The sequence below is a fragment of the Klebsiella sp. 64 genome, from assembly GCF_018223915.1.
Classification (GTDB): domain Bacteria; phylum Pseudomonadota; class Gammaproteobacteria; order Enterobacterales; family Enterobacteriaceae; genus Klebsiella; species Klebsiella pneumoniae.
In genome coordinates, this window is record NZ_JAGRQZ010000035.1 from 12,337 (window position 1) to 31,668 (window position 19,332).

The following is a 19,332-nucleotide window of genomic DNA, read 5'->3' on the forward strand; positions in this document are numbered from 1 at the left end:
CTGTATAACTCCTGTGATGTCATTTTTCATAAAATTAACATGCACAAGGATTTTGTTACAGCGCGGTCGGTGATTCCTGCTGACAACCGACGGCTCACTCTTTAGGATAGCCAGACGCGGCGGCCCCTGCGGCCTGCCCTTTTTAGATAACGTTAGGGAGAAGACATGCGAACCCTTTGGCGACTGATTGCCAGCTTTTTTAAATGGACGTGGCGGATACTCAACTTTATTCGCAAACTGGCCCTCAATGCGATCTTCCTGGTGCTGGTGCTGGTGTGTATCGGCATCTGGAGCCAGTTCAGCAGCACCACCAGCGAACATGCCGCGCGCGGCGCGCTGTTGCTGGATATTACCGGCGTGGTGGTGGATAAACCATCCGCCAGCAGCAAGCTCGGCGTGATTGGCCGCCAGCTGTTTGGCGCCAGCTCGGACCGTCTGCAGGAGAACTCCCTGTTCGATATCGTGCAGACCATTCGCCAGGCGAAGGATGACCGCAATATCACCGGTATTGTGCTGGATTTGAAAAACTTCGTCGGCGGCGACCAGCCATCCATGCAGTACATCGGCAAAGCGCTGCGCGAATTCCGCGATAGCGGCAAACCGGTGTATGCCGTCGGCAGCAGCTACAGCCAGGGCCAGTACTACCTGGCGAGCTTCGCCAACAAAATCTGGCTCTCGCCGCAGGGCGAGGTAGACCTGCACGGCTTCGCTACCAACGGGCTATATTACAAATCGCTGCTGGATAAGCTGAAGGTCTCCACCCATGTCTTCCGCGTCGGCACCTATAAATCCGCCGTCGAGCCATTCATCCGCGATGATATGTCCCCTGCCGCCCGCGAAGCGGATAGCCGCTGGATTGGCGAACTGTGGCAGAACTACCTCAACACCATTGCCGCCAACCGCCAGATCACCGCCCAGCAGCTCTTCCCGGGCGCCCAGGGCATTATCGATGGCCTGCGTAAGGTGGGCGGCGATACGGCGAAATATGCGCTGGACAATAAGCTGGTGGATGAGCTGGCGACCTCCACGGAAGTGGAAAAGGCGCTGACCAAACAGTTTGGCTGGAGCAAAGCGGATAACAATTACCGGGCAATCAGCTATTACGACTACAACGTGATGACGCCGTCTGACCAGGGTTCCGCCATCGCGGTAATCTTCGCCAACGGCGCCATCATGGACGGTGAAGAGACCCCGGGCAACGTCGGCGGCGACACCACCGCAGCGCAAATTCGCGATGCGCGCCTCGATCCGAAAATTAAGGCCATCGTTCTGCGCGTAAACAGCCCGGGCGGCAGCGTAACCGCTTCGGAAATCATTCGTGAAGAGCTGGCGGCAGCCAAAGCCGCCGGTAAACCGGTAGTGGTCTCGATGGGCGGCATGGCGGCGTCCGGCGGCTACTGGATCTCCACCCCAGCGGATTACATCGTGGCGAACCCAAGCACCCTCACCGGCTCCATTGGCATCTTTGGGGTGATCAACACCGTGGAAAATACCCTCGGGTCGATTGGCGTCCACACCGACGGCGTCTCCACGTCGCCGCTGGCGGATGTCTCCAGCACCAAAGCGCTGCCGCCGGAAGTGCAGCAGCTGATGCAGTTGAGCATTGAGAATGGCTATCAGCGCTTTATCACCCTGGTGGCTAACGCCCGCAAGAGCACGCCGGAGAAAATCGATCAGATTGCCCAGGGCCACGTCTGGACCGGGGAAGATGCCAAAGCCAACGGCCTGGTCGACAGCCTCGGCGACTTCGACGACGCGGTGGCCAAAGCCGCCGAGCTGGCGAAGCTGAAAACCTGGCACCTCAACTACTATCAGGAAGAGCCGACCTTCTTCTCGATGGTGCTGGACAGCCTGACCGGCTCGGTACGCGCCTCGCTGCCGGCGGCCATTCAGGCCTGGCTGCCTGCGCCGGTCGCCGCGGCGGCCGAGACGGTGAAAGCGGAGAGCGACAAGCTGGCGGCGTTTAACGACCCGCAGAATCGCTATGCCTTCTGCCTGACCTGCGCTAACATCCGTTAATACGCAGCAGCTGCCCCGTCTCCCGGGGCAGCCTTTTTCCCTCTCCTGCCAACACTGCCACAAAGCCCGCGACCGACGCTGTATTTTTTCCTGCGTCTCTTTATACTGCGCCTGTCTACGACCAACCTAAGCGATGCTATGCAAAAAAAATCGATTTACGTTGCCTACACCGGTGGGACCATCGGTATGCAGCGCTCTGAACACGGCTATGTACCCGTTTCCGGCCATCTGCAGCGTCAGCTGGCGCTGATGCCGGAGTTCCATCGTCCGGAGATGCCGGACTTCACGATCCATGAATACCATCCGCTGATGGATTCATCCGATATGACCCCCGAGGACTGGCAGCACATCGCCGACGATATCCGCAGCCATTATGAGGAGTATGATGGCTTTGTGATCCTCCACGGAACCGACACCATGGCGTTTACCGCCTCGGCGCTGTCGTTCATGCTGGAAAACCTTGGCAAGCCGGTCATTGTGACAGGGTCACAAATTCCGCTGGCCGAGCTGCGTTCCGATGGTCAGATTAACCTGCTCAACGCCCTGTACGTCGCCGCCAACTATCCGATTAACGAAGTGGCGCTGTTCTTCAACAATCGACTGTTCCGCGGCAACCGCACCACCAAAGCCCATGCCGACGGCTTCGACGCTTTCGCCTCGCCAAACCTTGCCCCGCTGCTGGAGGCCGGGATCCATATTCGCCGTCTCGGTACTCCGCCGGCGCCGCAGGGCAGCGGAGAGCTTATCGTGCACCCCATCACTCCGCAGCCGATTGGCGTGGTGACGATTTACCCCGGCATCTCCGCCGACGTGGTGCGCAATTTTCTGCGCCAACCGGTGAAAGCGCTGATCCTCCGCTCCTATGGCGTCGGCAATGCCCCACAGAATGGCGAGTTTATTCAGGTGCTGGCGGAAGCCAGCCAGCGCGGTATTGTGGTGGTCAATCTGACGCAGTGCATGTCCGGAAAGGTGAACATGGGCGGCTATGCCACCGGCAACGCCCTCGCCCAGGCGGGGGTCATCAGTGGTTTCGATATGACAGTGGAAGCGACGCTGACCAAGCTACACTATCTGCTTAGCCAGCAGCTGGACGTTGACGCCATTCGCGCGGCGATGCAGCAAAATCTGCGTGGCGAACTCACCCCCGACGAGGCTTAAGGAGGACGTATGGCACATCGAGCGCTGTTACTGGTTGATTTGCAGAACGACTTTTGCGCCGGCGGCGCGCTGGCGGTTCCTGAAGGCGACAGTACCGTCGACGTAGCCAATGCGCTTATCGACTGGAGCCTGGCGCGCGGCGAGCCCATCGTCGCCAGCCAGGACTGGCATCCGGCGGATCACGGCAGTTTCGCCAGCCAGCACCAGGTGGAACCCTACACCGAGGGCGAGCTGGACGGCCTGGCGCAAACTTTCTGGCCGGATCACTGCGTGCAGCACAGCGAAGGCGCGGCGCTGCATCCGCTGCTCAAGCAGCAGGCGATCGCCGCTGTGTTCCACAAAGGGCAAAACCGGATCATCGACAGCTATAGCGCTTTCTTTGACAACGGTCACCGGCAGAAAACCGAACTGGACGGCTGGCTGCGTGGTCAGGCGATCGTGGAGCTGACCGTTCTCGGCCTCGCCACCGATTACTGCGTTAAGTTCACCGTGCTGGATGCCCTGGCGCTGGGCTACGCGGTCAACGTCATCACCGACGGCTGTCGCGGCGTAAATCTGCAGCCGCAGGACAGCAGCCAGGCGTTTATGGAGATGGCCGCCGCGGGCGCCACGCTCTATACCCTCGACGACTGGCGGGAAACTCAGGCCTGATCCCTCCCCCCCGGCGCCCTCGCGCCGGGTCTTCTTCTGCCGCCTCGCTATTGTCCATAAATTGAACTCTCTCGCAGTTTCAACAGGTTATTGCTGCTAGTCTGGCAAGGCTGTTTTTTCGCCACGCCATTTCCGTGGCGTGGTTATTTTTATGTCAAAGAGGAACCACTATGAAACGTTTGCCCTTGCTGGCAGCTTTGTCCTTGCTTTGCGCTTCCGCGCTCTCTGCCCAACCGCTGATGTCCGTCGGCTATTTTAACGGCGGCGGCGACGTCACCGCCGGGCCGGGCGGTGATATCGATAAGCTGGACGTCCGGCAGATCACCCATCTCAACTACTCGTTTGGCCTTATCTATAACGATGAAAAAGACGAGACCAATGCGGCCCTGAAGGATCCTGCTCATCTGCACGAGATCTGGCTGTCGCCGAAGGTGCAGGCGGATCTGCAAAAGCTCCCCGCCCTGCGTAAACAGAATCCGGACCTCAAAGTCCTGCTGTCGGTCGGCGGCTGGGGCGCGCGTGGTTTCTCCGGCGCGGCGGCGACCGCAGAAAGTCGCGCCGTCTTTATTCGTTCCGCGCAGAAAATCATCCAGCAATATGGTCTGGACGGCATTGACCTCGACTGGGAGTTTCCGGTCAACGGCGCCTGGGGACTGGTGGCCAGCCAGCCGGCTGACCGCGACAACTTCACTGCCCTGCTGAAATCGCTGCGTGAGGCAGTCGGTGAGCAAAAGCTGGTGACTATCGCCGTGGGCGCCAATGCCGAGAGCCCGAAAAGCTGGGTGGACGTCAAAGCGGTGGCCCCGGTGCTGAACTACATCAACCTGATGACCTACGACATGGCCTACGGCACGCAGTACTTCAACTCGAATCTGTATGACTCCAGCCACTGGCCGACGGTCGCCGCAGCGGATAAATACAGCGCCGATTTTGTGGTCAACAATTACCTGGCCGCCGGGCTTAAACCCAGCCAGATGAACCTCGGGATTGGTTTTTATGGCCGGGTACCGAAACGGGCGGTCGAGCCGGGGATTGACTGGACGAAACCGGATGCGCAAAACAATCCGGTCACCCAGCCCTATTTTGGGCCACAACAGATCGCGCTGTTTGCCTCGCTGGGCTATGACCTGAGCAAAGACACCTACGTGAAATACAATGATATCGTGGGCAAACTGCTCAACGATCCGCAAAAGCGTTTTACCGAGCACTGGGACGATGAGGCGAAGGTTCCGTGGCTGTCGGTGCAGTCCGCGGAGGGCAAGCCGCTGTTCGCCCTCTCCTATGAGAACCCGCGCTCGGTAGCCATTAAGGCGGACTATATCAAGGCGAAGGGCCTCGCCGGGGCCATGTTCTGGGAATATGGCGCCGATGACCAGAATCAGCTGGCCCGTCAGCTGGCGGAATCGCTGGGGATCAAACACTAATCATGGCTGTTCCGCCGCATCGTCGGCACCGGGAGGCGTGACGCAGGCAGCATCGCCTGCAATGCAGGTATATCACGCCGCCCGGGATAGGTTATGATGCCTGTTATCCGCTGCGCCAGGGGTTGGCGCAGCTTAACCGTTTGACAGGAGGCAGGGGGCCATGGCCTATATCCCCAAAAATTACGCACGTCTGGAAGTGGGTTACCGCGAAAAGGCGCTCAAGCTTTTTCCCTGGGTGTGCGGACGCTGCTCACGGGAGTTTGTCTACTCCAATCTGCGCGAGCTGACGGTGCACCACATCGATCACGACCACTCCAATAACCCGGAAGATGGCAGCAACTGGGAGATGTTGTGCCTGTACTGTCACGATCACGAACATTCCAAGTACACCGAAGCCGATCAGTATGGCTCCACGGTGGTGGCAGGGGAAGATGCGCAAAAGAGCGTCGGCGAGGCCACCTACAACCCGTTTGCCGATCTGAAAGCGATGATGAACAAAAAGTAAGCGAAGCGGCTGACCGCCGGACGCGGTCATTCGACATGACGCCATCCGGCGCGCGGTTACCCGACGCCGGAACGTCTCACCGCCGGCCGGCGGTTTATTGCAGTTTAACGGTGGCGATCGGCTTCGGCACGATGCCAAAATCCTCTTTCAGCTGCTGTTTGCTCTTCATTACCATCTGCCCGCTGGTGTCGATGGTCATGTGCTGGGCGTCGGTGTTATACCGTGCCTGCCAGAGCATCACCAGCTGCAGGCTATTTTCCTTCTGCTCCGGCGTCAGCGCGACGCCATCCGGCCATTTTCCCAGCTCTACCGCCGTCGCCAGACGCTGATACACTTCCGGCGTCATACTGTCGATAATTTGCTCAATATCCATCTTCCGCTCACCTCCGCCTGGAATAATTTGCTGAATCGTTTCTTCAACCCTTGATTTGCTCGCCATTTTGCTCATCGGTGAAGCTCAGCGATGCCGAGTTGACACAATAGCGCTCGCCGGTCGGCTGCGGACCATCCGGAAACACGTGGCCGAGATGGGCATCACAGTTTCCGCAACGGATCTCAATGCGCTGCATGCCGTGCGAATTGTCGGTCAGATAGCGAATGGCCTCCGCGCTTACCGGCTCGTAGAAGCTCGGCCAGCCGCAGCCGGAGTCGTATTTAGTCTGGGAGTTAAACAGCGGCGCATCGCACACCAGGCAGTGGTACACGCCATTTTTCTTGTTGTGCAACAGCCGTCCGGTGAAAGGCGGTTCGGTGCCATGATGCTGCGTCACGTAAAACTGCATTTCGCTCAAGCCATTTTTCAGCTCTTCCGGGGTGGGTTTATTCGCCATGGGCTTACATCTCGCTTTGCAATGGACTACTTTCGCTCCAATTCTAACAAAACATTAACAATGAAGCGTACACTTTTGTTCTAAACTTATCCGGTGCCCACAGGCAGCCAGATAATTGTGACTTAAATCACGTTTTTATCTTAAATGCCCTTTAAAATTCCGCGCGCAGCCCCCATATGGAATTGGGCTCAAAGGGAAAGTGAGGCAAATCAATCGCGCAAAGGTCTGCTCAGGATTGATTTGTCGCAATGATTGACACGATTCCGCTTGACGCTGCGTAAGGTTTTTGTAATTTTACAGGCAACCTTTTATTCACTAACAAATAGCTGGTGGAATATATGACTATCAAAGTAGGTATCAACGGTTTTGGCCGTATCGGTCGCATTGTTTTCCGTGCTGCTCAGAAACGTTCTGACATCGAGATCGTTGCAATCAACGACCTGTTAGACGCAGAGTACATGGCTTACATGCTGAAGTATGACTCCACTCACGGTCGTTTCGACGGTACCGTTGAAGTGAAAGACGGTCATCTGGTCGTTAACGGTAAAAAAATCCGTGTTACCGCTGAACGTGACCCGGCTAACCTGAAGTGGGACGAAGTTGGTGTTGACGTTGTTGCTGAAGCAACCGGTATCTTCCTGACCGACGAAACCGCTCGTAAACACATCACCGCTGGCGCGAAAAAAGTCGTTCTGACTGGCCCGTCCAAAGACAACACTCCGATGTTCGTTCGCGGCGCTAACTTCGACGCTTACGCTGGCCAGGACATCGTTTCCAACGCTTCCTGCACCACCAACTGCCTGGCGCCGCTGGCTAAAGTTATCAACGACAACTTCGGTATCGTTGAAGGCCTGATGACCACCGTCCACGCTACCACCGCTACTCAGAAAACCGTTGATGGCCCGTCTCACAAAGACTGGCGCGGCGGCCGCGGCGCAGCTCAAAACATCATCCCGTCCTCTACCGGCGCTGCTAAAGCAGTAGGTAAAGTACTGCCAGAACTGAACGGCAAACTGACCGGTATGGCGTTCCGCGTTCCAACTCCGAACGTATCTGTTGTTGACCTGACCGTTCGTCTGGAAAAAGCAGCGTCCTACGAAGAAATCAAGAAAGCCATCAAAGCCGCTTCTGAAGGCGCTATGAAAGGCGTTCTGGGTTACACCGAAGACGACGTTGTTTCTACCGACTTCAACGGCGAAGTTTGCACTTCCGTGTTCGATGCTAAAGCGGGTATCGCACTGAACGACAACTTCGTGAAACTGGTTTCCTGGTACGACAACGAAACCGGCTACTCCAACAAAGTTCTGGATCTGATTGCCCACATCTCCAAATAAGTTGAGATGAAAAAGTAATCTGTAAGAGCGACTTCGGTCGCTCTTTTTTTTGTCTGCAGAGATAGGATTGCACAATGATAAATAAAATTTTTGCTCTCCCGGTGAATGAAACCATTTCTCCCGTGATCTCCCGTCGCCAGCTGGACGACCTGGAGCTGATTGTCATCGACCATCCGCAGGTGAAAGCCTCTGTGGCGCTGCAGGGGGCGCACCTGCTCTCCTGGAAACCCGCCGGTGAAGAAGAAGTTCTGTGGCTGAGCAACAACACCCCGTTTAAACAGGGCGTCGCCCTGCGCGGCGGCGTGCCGATTTGCTGGCCCTGGTTTGGTCCTTCTGCGCAGCAAGGTCTGCCGTCGCACGGCTTTGCCCGCAATCTGCCATGGACCCTGGAAGGTCATGACGAAGACGACAGCGGCGTAATGTTGACCTTTGCGCTCCAGCACAGCGCTGAAACCATGAAGCTCTGGCCGCACGAGTTCACCCTCTATGCCCGCTTTAAGCTGGGCAAGACCTGTGAAATCGAGCTGGAAGCCCACGGTGAATTCGAGACCACCTCTGCCCTGCACAGCTATTTCAACGTCGGCGATATCGCGGCGGTGAAGGTGAGCGGTCTTGGCGAGCGCTATATCGATAAAGTGAACAATGCCGAAGAAGGCGTTCTGAGCAACGGCGTGCAGACCTTCCCGGACCGCACCGATCGCGTCTATCTCAACGCCGACAGCTGCAGCGTGATCCATGACGACGCGCTAAACCGCACTATCGACGTGGTGCATCATCATCAGCACAATGTGGTGGCCTGGAACCCGGGCCCGGCGCTGTCCGTCAGCATGGGCGATATGCCGGACGATGGCTACAAAACCTTCGTTTGCGTCGAAACCTGCTGCGTAACCCAGCCGCAGAAAGCCAGCGAAGAGACGCCCTCTCGCCTGGCGCAAACCATCAGCGTGAAAAAACGCTAATAGCAAAAGCCCCGTTGGTAACGGGGCTTTTGTTTTTCTTTGCCGTGAACGATGGGTTAAACCATATCCAGCCGGGTTTTTCGCTGCGGCGGCGGATAGAGGCGGTCCAGCTGCGCGAGCTCTTCCCCACTAAGGACGATGTCGAGCGCTGCGGCATTCTGCACCACATGCTCAATACTGGCCGCTTTCGGGATCGCCAGCACTCCCGGATGACGAATCACCCAAGCGAGCAGCAGTTGCGCTACCGTAATCCCCCGCGCGTTAGCCATATTAATGATATCGCTATGCTGAAAAAGTCCATCGCGTAAGCGCCCAGCCTGCGCCAGCGGGCAGTAGGCCATCACCGGCAGACTGTGCTGCTGGCACCAGGGCAGGAGATCGTATTCAATGCCCCGCGATGCGAGATGGTAGAGCACCTGGTTGGTTGCACAGTGCTCGCCATCCGCCGTCCGCCACAGCGCCTGCATATCCTCGGTGTCCAGATTAGAGACGCCCCAGCGGCGGATCTTGCCCTCGGCCACCAGCTTCTCCATCGCCTCAACCGTCTCCTGCAGCGGGATATCCCCGCGCCAGTGCAGGAGATACATGTCCAGATAGTCGGTCTGCAGCCGGCGCAGGCTGTTTTCACAGGCGCGGTGCATCGCCGCTTTGCCGGCATGCCAGGGATAGACTTTGGAGACCAGCACTACCCGGTCGCGCAGACCGCGGATCGCCTGGCCCACCACTTCCTCCGCCCCGCCGTCGGCGTACATTTCCGCCGTATCGATCACCGTCAGTCCATGGTCGATGCCCGCCCGCAGTGCAGCCACTTCCTGCTGACGCTGCGCCGCATGTTCGCCCATATACCAGGTGCCCAGCCCGATGGCCGGCACTGCCGCCTGCTCGCCGAAGCGTACTGTTTTTTTCACCATCTTCTCCTCCTTAACCGTATGCACCACCATAAAGCAAAACAGGGCGCAAGGCCCTGTTTTGCTGCATGAAGCGCACTGTAAGAATGCACAATCAGAAGGTGTAGGTGATCCCGGTGGAGATCAGACCGCTCCAGGATTTATCCACCATCGGACTGTCGGTAATTTCATCCGACAGACGCGTGTAGCGCGCCACGCCGTAAACGCTCCAGTCACCAAGGAAGCGATAGTTAGCCGACAGTTCCAGATACGGGTTCCAGCTACTGTCCGGGTCATAGCTGCGCATGCCGCTGCGGCGCGACTCGTGCCGGGAGACACCATAGTAGTATTCGTTCTGATTGTCGCTGTTCCACTCCACGCCAATACCCGGCGTCAGCGTCAGGTTACCGTTGGTGTAACGGTACAGCCAGGCGAGATCCCAGTTAATACCGTTGCTGTTATCCAGCGTATCGCCGGCAATCGTCGTGCGCAGGAAGCCATAGGGCGTGTTGTGGACATAAGAAAGACCGGCCATCACGGTCGATTTACGTTTATCCAGTCGACGCATCTGCTCGCTGTCGCTGTCGCCCGGCTTGAAGTACATTGGCGACCAGTAGGCCGTAATCGACAGTTTATCGTTGGTGTCATTCCACAGGTAGTAACCCCCGCCCAGACCGTGGAACCAGAAGTTTTCGCTCTCATAACTAATGACCGGCACCGGATAGACATCCGCATCATATTGCTTATACGGATGCTCAACGACCCCTACGCCAGCCCCAAGAGTGAACTTCCCGTCGGCATGCGCCGCGCTGGCGGACGTCGCTATCAGCACGCCGAGTGCCAGAAGTTTGATTTTAGTCACAATCCATATTCCCGTTGTCAAATAATCAGCCCGTGCAGTGTACCGTCGTAGGTCTCATGCCTCAAATTCTTTACCCGATATGACACAAATCGTTCACTTTGCCACCCTTCTCTTACCATCCGGTGACAGCCCGATGACAACTTTGCGTCCCAACGAATCAAAAAGCGCCATGTTCAGGATGAGTTATTGATATGTCATTGAAATTGATTTTCTGCGCCATGCAAGATTTCTAAATGCATCTACGCTTAAATTTAGAAGGTGTAATTGCCGGGCACATTCACGCTACCCCACCCGCAACCTGGCATAAGGGTTGCTGGATACCAGGAGAGCGATGTTCAGCTTATGTCTTCCGGGGGCCCCCACTATTCATATGAACGGCTCTCAACCTGTGCTAAAAAACGAAAGGACGGCATGCCATGAATATATTCGATCACTATCGCCAGCGCTACGAAGCTGCCAAGGACGAAGAGTTCACACTGCAGGAGTTTCTTACCATCTGCCGGCAAGATCGCAGTGCCTATGCCAATGCGGCAGAACGTCTGTTGATGGCCATTGGTGAACCCGTCATGGTTGATACGGCTCTCGAGCCGCGGCTATCCCGTCTCTTTTCAAACCGGGTTATCGCACGCTATCCGGCATTTGAAGAGTTTTACGGTATGGAAGACGCCATTGAGCAGATCGTTTCCTACCTCAAGCATGCCGCCCAGGGGCTGGAAGAGAAGAAACAGATCCTCTATCTGCTGGGGCCGGTGGGCGGTGGTAAATCGTCGCTGGCTGAACGGCTGAAAGCGCTGATGCAGCGCGTGCCCATCTATGTGCTGAGCGCCAACGGCGAACGCAGTCCGGTCAACGATCACCCGCTGTGCCTGTTCAATCCGCAGGAAGATGCGCAGATCCTCCAGAAAGAGTATGGCATCCCGACCCGCTATCTCGGCACCATTATGTCGCCGTGGGCGGCCAAGCGCCTGCACGAGTTTGGCGGCGATATCACTAAATTCCGCGTGGTTAAAGTCTGGCCATCGATTCTCGAGCAGGTTGCCATCGCCAAAACCGAACCGGGTGATGAAAACAACCAGGATATTTCAGCGCTGGTCGGTAAGGTGGATATCCGTAAGCTGGAACACTATGCGCAGAACGACCCGGACGCCTACGGCTACTCCGGTGCGCTGTGCCGCGCCAACCAGGGGATTATGGAGTTCGTCGAGATGTTTAAAGCGCCGATTAAGGTGCTGCATCCGCTGCTGACCGCCACCCAGGAAGGTAACTATAACGGCACCGAAGGGATCTCCGCCCTGCCGTTTAACGGGATCATCCTTGCTCACTCCAACGAGTCGGAATGGGTGACCTTCCGTAATAACAAGAACAATGAGGCCTTCCTCGACCGCGTCTATATCGTCAAGGTGCCTTATTGCCTGCGTATCTCCGAAGAGATCCGCATCTATGAAAAACTGCTCAACAACAGTGAGCTGACCCATGCGCCCTGCGCCCCGGGCACCCTGGAAACCCTGGCGCGCTTTTCGATTCTGTCGCGCCTTAAAGAGCCGGAAAACTCGAGCATCTACTCGAAGATGCGGGTCTATGACGGCGAAAGTCTGAAAGATACCGACCCGAAAGCGAAGTCCTATCAGGAGTATCGCGATTACGCCGGGGTTGATGAAGGGATGAACGGGCTCTCCACCCGCTTTGCCTTTAAGATCCTGTCTCGGGTATTTAACTTCGACCACGTCGAGGTGGCCGCTAACCCGGTGCATCTGTTCTATGTGCTGGAGCAGCAGATTGAGCGCGAACAGTTCCCACAGGAGCAGGCCGAGCGCTATCTGGAATTCCTCAAAGGCTATCTGATCCCGAAATACGCCGAGTTTATCGGCAAAGAGATCCAGACCGCTTATCTGGAATCCTACTCCGAGTATGGGCAGAACATTTTCGATCGCTATGTCACCTACGCTGACTTCTGGATCCAGGATCAGGAATACCGCGATCCGGACACCGGGCAGCTGTTTGACCGTGAATCGTTGAATGCCGAGCTGGAGAAAATTGAGAAGCCAGCCGGGATTAGCAACCCGAAAGACTTCCGTAACGAAATCGTCAACTTTGTGCTGCGTGCCAGAGCCAACAACAGCGGACGTAATCCGAACTGGACCAGCTATGAGAAACTGCGCACGGTTATTGAGAAGAAAATGTTCTCCAATACCGAAGAGCTGTTGCCGGTCATTTCGTTTAATGCCAAAACCTCAACCGATGAGCAGAAAAAACATGACGACTTTGTCGACCGCATGATGGAGAAAGGCTACACCCGCAAACAGGTTCGCCTGCTGTGCGAGTGGTACCTGCGGGTTCGTAAATCGTCCTGATGCGTCCAACCCGGCGGCACGCCGCCGGGTCAACTGCAGCTGAATGATGATAAGTAAAGTTGGCTAATGCAGTACAGGAGGGCATATGACCTGGTTCATAGACCGACGCCTGAACGGGAAAAACAAAAGCGCCGTCAACCGCCAGCGCTTTTTGCGCCGTTATAAGGCGCAGATTAAACAGTCGATCTCCGAGGCCATCAACAAGCGCTCGGTGACCGATATTGAGAGCGGAGAATCCGTCTCGATCCCGACGGACGATATCAACGAGCCGATGTTTCATCAGGGTCGCGGCGGCCTGCGCAACCGCGTCCACCCGGGCAACGACCATTTTGTGCAAAACGACCGCATTGAGCGCCCGCAGGGCGGTGGCGGCGGTGGCGGTAGCGGTCAGGGGCAAGCCAGCGCCGATGGTGAAGGAAAGGATGAGTTTGTCTTCCAGATCTCGAAAGATGAATACCTGGATCTGTTATTTGAAGATCTGGCCCTGCCGAACCTGAAGAAAAACCAGCACCGGCAGCTGAACGAGTTTAAAACCCATCGCGCGGGTTTTACCTCCAATGGGGTGCCAGCCAACATCAGCGTGGTACGTTCACTGCAGAACTCGCTGGCCCGCCGTACGGCGATGACCGCCGGCAAGCGTCGTGAACTGCGCGCCCTGGAGGAGGATCTGGAAGCCATCAGCCGCAGCGAACCGGTGCAGCTGCTGGAGGAGGAGCGCCTGCGCAAAGAGATTGCCGAACTGCGGGCTAAAATCGAGCGGGTGCCGTTTATCGACACCTTTGACTTACGCTACAAAAATTACGAAAAACGGCCGGAGCCTTCCAGCCAGGCGGTGATGTTCTGTCTGATGGACGTCTCAGGCTCGATGGACCAGGCCACCAAAGACATGGCCAAGCGCTTTTATATCCTGCTGTATCTGTTCCTCAGCCGGACTTATAAAAACGTCGACGTGGTCTATATCCGCCACCATACCCAGGCAAAAGAGGTGGATGAGCACGAATTCTTCTATTCTCAGGAAACCGGCGGCACCATTGTCTCCAGCGCCCTGAAGCTGATGGATGAAGTAGTGCAGGCCCGCTATGATCCGGCGCAGTGGAACATCTACGCCGCCCAGGCGTCGGATGGCGACAACTGGGCCGATGACTCCCCGCTGTGCCACGAACTGCTGGCGAAGAAAATTCTGCCGGTGGTGCGTTATTACAGCTATATCGAAATTACCCGCCGGGCGCATCAGACCCTGTGGCGCGAGTATGAACACCTGCAGGCGACCTTTGATAATTTCGCCATGCAGCATATTCGCGACCAGGAGGATATCTACCCGGTATTCCGCGAACTGTTTCACAAGCAGTCATCTAAAAGTGAAGCTTAATTAAATACTCAGCCAGTGAGTCGAGTGACTTGCTGGCTGTTTTCCTCAGACACAAGGCCCGGTGGCACATCCATACATCATGTAAAACGGAAACAACGGGGCCAGGGCAACGGCGCCAAGCGAGCTAATCGTTTTGGTCTTATCATTGATTGATACCACAACGGGGTGCGCTAACTGGTAGGCGGCGGCCAGATCTGACGCGTCCGATGCAGTCCAAAATCCTGTCGCTTTAAACAACACCCCGAGGCGATCGTTATCAATTTGCACCGCATGATACTGATTCACCAGCTCGCTATGCTGCCCGGCATCCAGTTTGCGCTGATCCATCACCACCAGATATTCCGCCGTCACCTCATGTTGTTCCACGACAAAGTTAACCCGCACGCCGGAAGCCTGTTGGTGAAAGCGTTCATAAAAGGTCTTATAACGCTGATATTCCTGAGGCACACCGTCACGGACAAAGCGGTAACTGTATTTCGCTGAGCTGGCGACAATACCGGACTCTGTGGGTTTCATCGCCACAATGGTATCCCGAGGCGGCAAGTTTGGCGTGCTGGTACATCCTGCGAGTATCGCCACCACCACCAGCGATAAGACATATTTCATCATTTTCAGCCGTTCCTGTTCGCGATTTTCTCTATGACATCTGGCGTTTTTTTAACACTCCAGGTACAAATCCCTAACCCTGTGTATCATAACTGCCTAATCTGCTTCAAACATTCGCGCGATCGTCAGCGTTGAACTGTTTCTACTCTCAGGAGCCTGCTATGACCCCTTTTTATCAATTGACGGCTACCCGCCTGCGCGGCCAGCCCCTCTCCATGGCTGACTATGCTGGCAAGGTGGTTCTGGTGGTGAATACGGCCAGCCATTGTGGCTTCACACCGCAATACGCTGGCCTGGAAGCGCTCTACAAAAAGTACGCGGCTCAGGGGCTGGTAGTGCTTGGTTTCCCGTGCAACCAGTTTGGTAAGCAGGAACCCGGCGGTGCGGATGAAATCGAGCAGACTTGTCACGTTAACTACGGCGTGAGCTTCCCGATGTTTGAGAAAGTGGACGTCAACGGCCCCGCCGCACACCCGCTGTTTCGTTATCTGAAACAAGCGTTGCCCGGCGTGCTCGGCGGACGGATCAAGTGGAATTTCACCAAGTTCCTCATCGGTCGCGACGGCACACCCCTCACGCGTTTTGCGCCGTTCACGACGCCGGAGAAAATGGAAGCCTCCATTGTCGCGGCCCTCACGCGCTGAGTGTTCCCATCATGCCACGTTCACCCAGCGGCGGCTGGCTGCCCATACAAGGTAGACGTCGCTCTCGCGCAGCCAGCAACCGCCTGCTGCTGGCCAATCTTCCACCTGCCCGGTCATCAGCCTACAGCGGCGACACGGCCTCGACTTCATGCTGAAACACATAGGGGTCGGAGAGGAGTTCGAATGCGTCGTCGTCCGGATAGGTGACCGCGACGTGATAGTCTTCGCCAGCGAAGGCTTTGACCGCCGCGAGATCCTGCCAGTAGGTGGCAAGAAAGAAATGCGCCCATTCGCCCTGGTTTTCCTGGCGCACCAGCGCCCCCCGGTTGCCGGCGATGCTCTGAGCGTGTTCCACGCCGGTCCGCTCGAGATGGCGGGCAAACCCCTCAGCATGTTGCAATGGCACACAGCCGTGCCAGGTCCTGACAATCATTTGCGTTCTCCTGTGGTGATAAACGTCTCACCCTAACATCGACAGGCATTTCTGGGGGAGCGCAACAATGCCGCGCTGGCAACAACACAAAATTATTTTGCCGGACGGGGATATCCTCTCACTCTGCAGTATTTTCGACTGCGGGGCAGCATTGGGCCGAATATTGCGCGGCGAGTATCACTGTTAGCTGGCGCGGAAAAAATCGTGACTCGTCAGCCTCGGGCAGTCTTATCGATACACGCCCAAGCCGCGCCCCATCAGGGCATCGCCAGCCGATCTTGATGGTCCGCAAAGAGAGCGATGAGATGGTCGGCGAGAACCCGCACGCGTCTGGATCCGGCCAGGTCAGAATGCATCACCAGCCAGAGGGTCTGATCCGCGCCGATCTCCGGCTGCAGGCACTGCAGGCCGCTGGCCCGCGCCATAAAGTGCGGCAGGACGCCCAATCCGAGGCCCGCGGATACTGCGGAAACCTGGGCCACGAGCGTATTGGCTTCGACTTTACACGGCCGGCCGCGCAGGGTGCGCGTGATCCATTGGGCGGCCGGCAGGTGCTGGTGAGTTTCCGGCCACCCCACAAAGTCCGCCTCGCTCAGCGACAGGCCGTCCGCCCCGGCCAGACAGTCGGCGGCGCCATAGACGCCAAACCCCACCGTCCCCAGCCGCTTTAACGTCAGATGCCCGGCCTCAGGCTTGACCATGCGGATCGCCAGATCGGCATCCCGACGGTGCAGGTTCACCGGCTGCACGCCGCTCAGCACCTCCACCCGCAGCTCGGGATAATGGTCCAGGAGCCCTTTCAGGGAGGGCAGAATAAAATGCGTGGCCAGGTTATCCGAGGTGGCCAGACGGACAACCCCGGCGACATGCCCCTGCAGTTGCGCCGCTTCGCCGAACGCCAGGCCAGCGTATTCCAGCGCCTCCGCCCGCGCGAGCAGGGCTTCGCCATCGTCGGTCAGGCGGTAGCCGCTCTGATGGCGGCTGAAGAGCGGAACGTTCAACGCCTGCTCCAGCCGATCCAGCCGGCGGGAGACCGTGGCAATCCCCATGTTCATCTTGTCGGCGGCGCCGCTCAGCGTTCCCGCCCGGGCGATGGCGAGGAATATGCGAGCATCATCCCAGTGGAATTCTGCGGTCATCTATTTTCCATGTATGGAAAACGGCTCTCCGTTTTCCGCTCTTTTTTATCAGTTTCGCAGGGATGATACTGCACGCCATTCGCGGAGACAACCAGGCCATCCGATCGCCTGTGCTCTCCTCACCTGAACGTCCGTGCACCGCGCGGAACGCTCCTTTCCTAAGGATACGCCTGATATGAAAGAGATTGCTTTACCCCTCCACCCGGCGCCGGCGCGCGTCTGGATTGCCGTCGTTGCGCTCGGGATCTGCGCCTTTTCGATCGTCACCAGCGAACTGGCGCCGGTGGGCATGCTCAGCGCCCTGGCGGCGGATTTTCACCAGACGGAATCCGGCGTGGGCCTCGCCGTCACCGCCTATGGCTGGGTAGGCGCCCTGGCGGCTCTGCTTTCCGGCGCAATGCCGACGCGTATTTCCCGCAAGGCGCTGCTGGTCGGGCTGATGCTGATCCTCGCGCTTTCCTGCCTCGCCGCAACCCGGTCTTATTCGATGTTCGCCCTGATGAGCGCCCGCATGATTGGCGCCCTGGCGCATGGCGCCTTCTGGGCCTTAATTGGCATTGTCGCCGCGCAGCTGGTGCCGCCGCACCGGCTGGGGCTGGCCACGGCGATCATTTTTGGCGGCGTGTCAGCGGCAAGCGTAGTGGGGGTGCCGCTGGCGAGCTTTATCGCCACCCTGGCGGGCTGGCGACTCGCGTTTATGTCGATGGCCTTGCTGTCACTAGCCGCCGCTGCGGTGCTGTGCTCGACGCTGCCCCCGCTGGCCGCCCCTGCCCCCGTCAGGCTGCGTGTTTATCGCGATATCTTCCGCAATCCGCTGCTCGGTGGCCTGTATGGCGCCACGGCCTGCATCATTACCGCTCACTTTGCCGCCTTCACCTACATTGAACCACTGCTGATAAATCTGCAGGGAGTCCCGGCGACCGCTCTCTCCGGCCTGCTGCTGCTGTCAGGGGTTTCCGGGCTGCTGGGTAACGTTATCGCGGGTAAGCTGATCGATCGTCATCTGAAGGGGCTGATTTTCGCTGCGCTGCTGCTGAGCGGGGGCGCGCTGGCGCTCCTTGGCGCCGCCCGTCTTGCGCCACTGCCGTTCTGTTTTAGCGGGCTACTGTTAGCCCTGTGGGGCGCCGGCATCGCGATTGTGTTCGTCGGCTTACAGACCTGGCTGCTGCGCAGCGCGGGCGCTGTCGCCCAGCCGGCGTCAGCCATTTATGTGGCCATTTTTAATGCCGCCATCGGCACCGGGGCGTTTGTCGGCGGCCAGCTGATCGCCTCAGCTGGCCTGTCGGGAATGGTGTGGCTGGCGGCGGGGATCATGGTGGGCAGTACGCTGCTGATCGCCCTGCTGAAAGCGCCTCTGCCCGGTCAGGTCAGTGCGGCGACGGCAGGCGCTTAGATTTGCGCCAGCCCGCCGTCGACATAGATCTCCGCGGCGTTAATAAAGCTCGACTCATCCGACGCTAAAAATACCACCGTCCGGCCAATCTCCTCCGGCTCGCCCAGCCGCCCGAGCGGTACACCGGCCGCCAGAGCATCGAACAAGCCCTGGCGGTCCGCCTCCGCCACCAGCCCTCCCAGACCCGGGGTACGTACCGGACCCGGGCTGACCACATTGATGCGGATCCCGCGGTCGCTAACCTCCAGCGCCCAGGAGCGCGCCAGGCTGCGTACCGCGGCCTTACTGGCGCTATAGATGCTGAAGTTAGCCGTCCCTTTTACCGCCGCCGTAGAGCCGGTCAAAATCACCGAGGCGCCATCGGTGAGCAGCGGCAGCGCTTTTTGCACGGTGAACACCACCCCGCGCACGTTGGTGGCGAAAATTCGGTCGACGTGCGCTTCGGTGATGGCGCTCAGCGGCAGCATATCCCCGCCGCCGGCATTGGCGAACAGCACATCCAGCCGGCCGGACTCTTCGGCAATGGTCGCAAATACCGCGTCAAGGTCGCTTAACACGGCGGCGTCGGCGCGGATCGCGCGGGCGGCGGGTCCGATGAATCTTACCGCCGCATCCAGCTCCTCCTGACGGCGGCCGGTGATGTACACCTTCGCGCCCTGCTCCGCCAGTGCTTTCGCCGACGCCAGGCCAATCCCGGCGCTGCCGCCGGTGACTAACGCCACTTTATCCGCAAGTTTTTTGCTCATGGTGCATTTCCTTGGTTAGAGT

Annotated in this window: 20 protein-coding genes; 12 read left to right on the forward strand and 8 right to left on the reverse strand. The window is 57.9% G+C overall.

The window, feature by feature from the left end; translation table 11 throughout:
* The first annotated feature begins 165 nt into the window (after positions 1–165).
* From sppA to yajD, 5 genes are all read left to right on the forward strand, one after another.
* Positions 166–2,019 (forward strand): signal peptide peptidase SppA, encoded by a 1,854-nt coding sequence (gene sppA, locus KHQ23_RS21605; RefSeq protein ID WP_032434346.1) that lies wholly within the window; start codon positions 166–168, stop codon positions 2,017–2,019.
* A 138-nt stretch (positions 2,020–2,157) separates the two neighbouring features.
* Complete coding sequence (gene ansA, locus KHQ23_RS21610; RefSeq protein WP_004176535.1) at positions 2,158–3,177, forward strand: asparaginase; 1,020 nt, start codon at positions 2,158–2,160, stop codon at positions 3,175–3,177.
* Positions 3,178–3,186: 9 nt separating this feature from the next.
* The gene (pncA, locus tag KHQ23_RS21615) at positions 3,187–3,828 is read left to right on the forward strand and encodes a bifunctional nicotinamidase/pyrazinamidase (protein WP_004213144.1); all 642 of its coding nucleotides are present in this window, start codon (positions 3,187–3,189) and stop codon (positions 3,826–3,828) included.
* Positions 3,829–3,998: 170 nt separating this feature from the next.
* Entirely contained in the window at positions 3,999–5,252 is a 1,254-nt protein-coding gene (locus KHQ23_RS21620) for a glycoside hydrolase family 18 protein (RefSeq protein WP_032417012.1), read from the forward strand.
* 160 nt (positions 5,253–5,412) lie between these two features.
* A complete protein-coding gene (gene yajD, locus KHQ23_RS21625; protein WP_002901254.1) occupies positions 5,413–5,757 on the forward strand; it encodes an HNH nuclease YajD in 345 nt (114 codons plus the stop codon).
* A 94-nt stretch (positions 5,758–5,851) separates the two neighbouring features.
* Here the strand turns inward: yajD and KHQ23_RS21630 are convergent, their stop codons facing one another.
* Positions 5,852–6,130, reverse strand: a complete 279-nt coding sequence (locus tag KHQ23_RS21630; protein WP_002901249.1) for a YeaC family protein — start codon at positions 6,128–6,130, stop codon at positions 5,852–5,854.
* Positions 6,131–6,173: 43 nt separating this feature from the next.
* On the reverse strand, positions 6,174–6,587 hold the full coding sequence (gene msrB / locus KHQ23_RS21635; protein ID WP_002901246.1) for a peptide-methionine (R)-S-oxide reductase MsrB: 414 nt from the start codon (positions 6,585–6,587) through the stop codon (positions 6,174–6,176).
* 338 nt (positions 6,588–6,925) lie between these two features.
* On the opposite strand from msrB, the gene gapA reads away from it, so the two are divergent.
* Both gapA and KHQ23_RS21645 read left to right on the forward strand, forming a co-directional pair.
* Positions 6,926–7,921, forward strand: a complete 996-nt coding sequence (gene gapA, locus KHQ23_RS21640) for a glyceraldehyde-3-phosphate dehydrogenase (protein WP_002901243.1) — start codon at positions 6,926–6,928, stop codon at positions 7,919–7,921.
* A 74-nt stretch (positions 7,922–7,995) separates the two neighbouring features.
* Complete coding sequence (locus tag KHQ23_RS21645; RefSeq protein WP_002901240.1) at positions 7,996–8,880, forward strand: D-hexose-6-phosphate mutarotase; 885 nt, start codon at positions 7,996–7,998, stop codon at positions 8,878–8,880.
* A gap of 56 nt (positions 8,881–8,936) precedes the next feature.
* Here the strand turns inward: KHQ23_RS21645 and KHQ23_RS21650 are convergent, their stop codons facing one another.
* A complete protein-coding gene (locus KHQ23_RS21650) occupies positions 8,937–9,791 on the reverse strand; it encodes an aldo/keto reductase (RefSeq protein WP_004176538.1) in 855 nt (284 codons plus the stop codon).
* A gap of 91 nt (positions 9,792–9,882) precedes the next feature.
* Positions 9,883–10,629: a MipA/OmpV family protein gene (locus KHQ23_RS21655; protein WP_002901236.1), complete on the reverse strand. Its 747-nt coding sequence runs from the start codon at positions 10,627–10,629 to the stop codon at positions 9,883–9,885.
* Positions 10,630–11,045: 416 nt separating this feature from the next.
* Between KHQ23_RS21655 and yeaG the strand changes: the two genes are divergently transcribed.
* Both yeaG and KHQ23_RS21665 read left to right on the forward strand, forming a co-directional pair.
* Positions 11,046–12,980, forward strand: a complete 1,935-nt coding sequence (gene yeaG / locus KHQ23_RS21660; protein ID WP_002901234.1) for a protein kinase YeaG — start codon at positions 11,046–11,048, stop codon at positions 12,978–12,980.
* Positions 12,981–13,065: 85 nt separating this feature from the next.
* Positions 13,066–14,349 carry a YeaH/YhbH family protein gene (locus tag KHQ23_RS21665; RefSeq protein WP_004152363.1) on the forward strand — a complete coding sequence of 428 codons (1,284 nt, stop codon included), beginning with the start codon at positions 13,066–13,068 and terminating at the stop codon, positions 14,347–14,349.
* 45 nt (positions 14,350–14,394) lie between these two features.
* Here the strand turns inward: KHQ23_RS21665 and KHQ23_RS21670 are convergent, their stop codons facing one another.
* Positions 14,395–14,958 carry a hypothetical protein gene (locus tag KHQ23_RS21670; RefSeq protein WP_002901231.1) on the reverse strand — a complete coding sequence of 188 codons (564 nt, stop codon included), beginning with the start codon at positions 14,956–14,958 and terminating at the stop codon, positions 14,395–14,397.
* Between the two features lie 158 nt (positions 14,959–15,116).
* Between KHQ23_RS21670 and KHQ23_RS21675 the strand changes: the two genes are divergently transcribed.
* Positions 15,117–15,599, forward strand: coding sequence for a glutathione peroxidase (locus KHQ23_RS21675; protein ID WP_002901230.1), 483 nt, complete (start codon positions 15,117–15,119; stop codon positions 15,597–15,599).
* A 121-nt stretch (positions 15,600–15,720) separates the two neighbouring features.
* Here KHQ23_RS21675 and KHQ23_RS21680 read toward each other — a convergent pair whose 3' ends face one another.
* Positions 15,721–16,032: a hypothetical protein gene (locus KHQ23_RS21680; RefSeq protein WP_002901229.1), complete on the reverse strand. Its 312-nt coding sequence runs from the start codon at positions 16,030–16,032 to the stop codon at positions 15,721–15,723.
* 67 nt (positions 16,033–16,099) lie between these two features.
* Here KHQ23_RS21680 and KHQ23_RS21685 point away from each other — a divergent pair, with 67 nt between their 5' ends.
* Positions 16,100–16,219, forward strand: a complete 120-nt coding sequence (locus tag KHQ23_RS21685) for a hypothetical protein (RefSeq protein WP_014907792.1) — start codon at positions 16,100–16,102, stop codon at positions 16,217–16,219.
* A gap of 70 nt (positions 16,220–16,289) precedes the next feature.
* On the opposite strand, the gene KHQ23_RS21690 is transcribed toward KHQ23_RS21685, so the two are convergent.
* Complete coding sequence (locus KHQ23_RS21690) at positions 16,290–17,171, reverse strand: LysR family transcriptional regulator (RefSeq protein ID WP_009309126.1); 882 nt, start codon at positions 17,169–17,171, stop codon at positions 16,290–16,292.
* Positions 17,172–17,346: 175 nt separating this feature from the next.
* Here KHQ23_RS21690 and KHQ23_RS21695 point away from each other — a divergent pair, with 175 nt between their 5' ends.
* Positions 17,347–18,564, forward strand: a complete 1,218-nt coding sequence (locus KHQ23_RS21695; protein WP_009485416.1) for an MFS transporter — start codon at positions 17,347–17,349, stop codon at positions 18,562–18,564.
* Here KHQ23_RS21695 and KHQ23_RS21700 read toward each other — a convergent pair.
* Entirely contained in the window at positions 18,561–19,310 is a 750-nt protein-coding gene (locus tag KHQ23_RS21700; protein WP_009485415.1) for an SDR family NAD(P)-dependent oxidoreductase, read from the reverse strand. The two genes, KHQ23_RS21695 and KHQ23_RS21700, sit on opposite strands and share 4 nt — an antisense overlap.
* Between the last annotated feature and the right edge of the window lie 22 nt (positions 19,311–19,332).

What these genes read in the sequence shown, in the direction of transcription:
- sppA (WP_032434346.1), top strand. Translation starts at nt 166, where the DNA reads ATGCGAACCCTTTGGCGACTGATTGCCAGCTTTTTTAAATGGACGTGG.
- ansA (WP_004176535.1), top strand. Translation starts at nt 2,158, where the DNA reads ATGCAAAAAAAATCGATTTACGTTGCCTACACCGGTGGGACCATCGGT.
- pncA (WP_004213144.1), top strand. Translation starts at nt 3,187, where the DNA reads ATGGCACATCGAGCGCTGTTACTGGTTGATTTGCAGAACGACTTTTGC.
- KHQ23_RS21620 (WP_032417012.1), top strand. Translation starts at nt 3,999, where the DNA reads ATGAAACGTTTGCCCTTGCTGGCAGCTTTGTCCTTGCTTTGCGCTTCC.
- yajD (WP_002901254.1), top strand. Translation starts at nt 5,413, where the DNA reads ATGGCCTATATCCCCAAAAATTACGCACGTCTGGAAGTGGGTTACCGC.
- KHQ23_RS21630 (WP_002901249.1), bottom strand. Translation starts at nt 6,130, where the DNA reads ATGGATATTGAGCAAATTATCGACAGTATGACGCCGGAAGTGTATCAG.
- msrB (WP_002901246.1), bottom strand. Translation starts at nt 6,587, where the DNA reads ATGGCGAATAAACCCACCCCGGAAGAGCTGAAAAATGGCTTGAGCGAA.
- gapA (WP_002901243.1), top strand. Translation starts at nt 6,926, where the DNA reads ATGACTATCAAAGTAGGTATCAACGGTTTTGGCCGTATCGGTCGCATT.
- KHQ23_RS21645 (WP_002901240.1), top strand. Translation starts at nt 7,996, where the DNA reads ATGATAAATAAAATTTTTGCTCTCCCGGTGAATGAAACCATTTCTCCC.
- KHQ23_RS21650 (WP_004176538.1), bottom strand. Translation starts at nt 9,791, where the DNA reads ATGGTGAAAAAAACAGTACGCTTCGGCGAGCAGGCGGCAGTGCCGGCC.
- yeaG (WP_002901234.1), top strand. Translation starts at nt 11,046, where the DNA reads ATGAATATATTCGATCACTATCGCCAGCGCTACGAAGCTGCCAAGGAC.
- KHQ23_RS21665 (WP_004152363.1), top strand. Translation starts at nt 13,066, where the DNA reads ATGACCTGGTTCATAGACCGACGCCTGAACGGGAAAAACAAAAGCGCC.
- KHQ23_RS21670 (WP_002901231.1), bottom strand. Translation starts at nt 14,958, where the DNA reads ATGATGAAATATGTCTTATCGCTGGTGGTGGTGGCGATACTCGCAGGA.
- KHQ23_RS21675 (WP_002901230.1), top strand. Translation starts at nt 15,117, where the DNA reads ATGACCCCTTTTTATCAATTGACGGCTACCCGCCTGCGCGGCCAGCCC.
- KHQ23_RS21680 (WP_002901229.1), bottom strand. Translation starts at nt 16,032, where the DNA reads ATGATTGTCAGGACCTGGCACGGCTGTGTGCCATTGCAACATGCTGAG.
- KHQ23_RS21685 (WP_014907792.1), top strand. Translation starts at nt 16,100, where the DNA reads ATGCCGCGCTGGCAACAACACAAAATTATTTTGCCGGACGGGGATATC.
- KHQ23_RS21690 (WP_009309126.1), bottom strand. Translation starts at nt 17,171, where the DNA reads ATGACCGCAGAATTCCACTGGGATGATGCTCGCATATTCCTCGCCATC.
- KHQ23_RS21695 (WP_009485416.1), top strand. Translation starts at nt 17,347, where the DNA reads ATGAAAGAGATTGCTTTACCCCTCCACCCGGCGCCGGCGCGCGTCTGG.
- KHQ23_RS21700 (WP_009485415.1), bottom strand. Translation starts at nt 19,310, where the DNA reads ATGAGCAAAAAACTTGCGGATAAAGTGGCGTTAGTCACCGGCGGCAGC.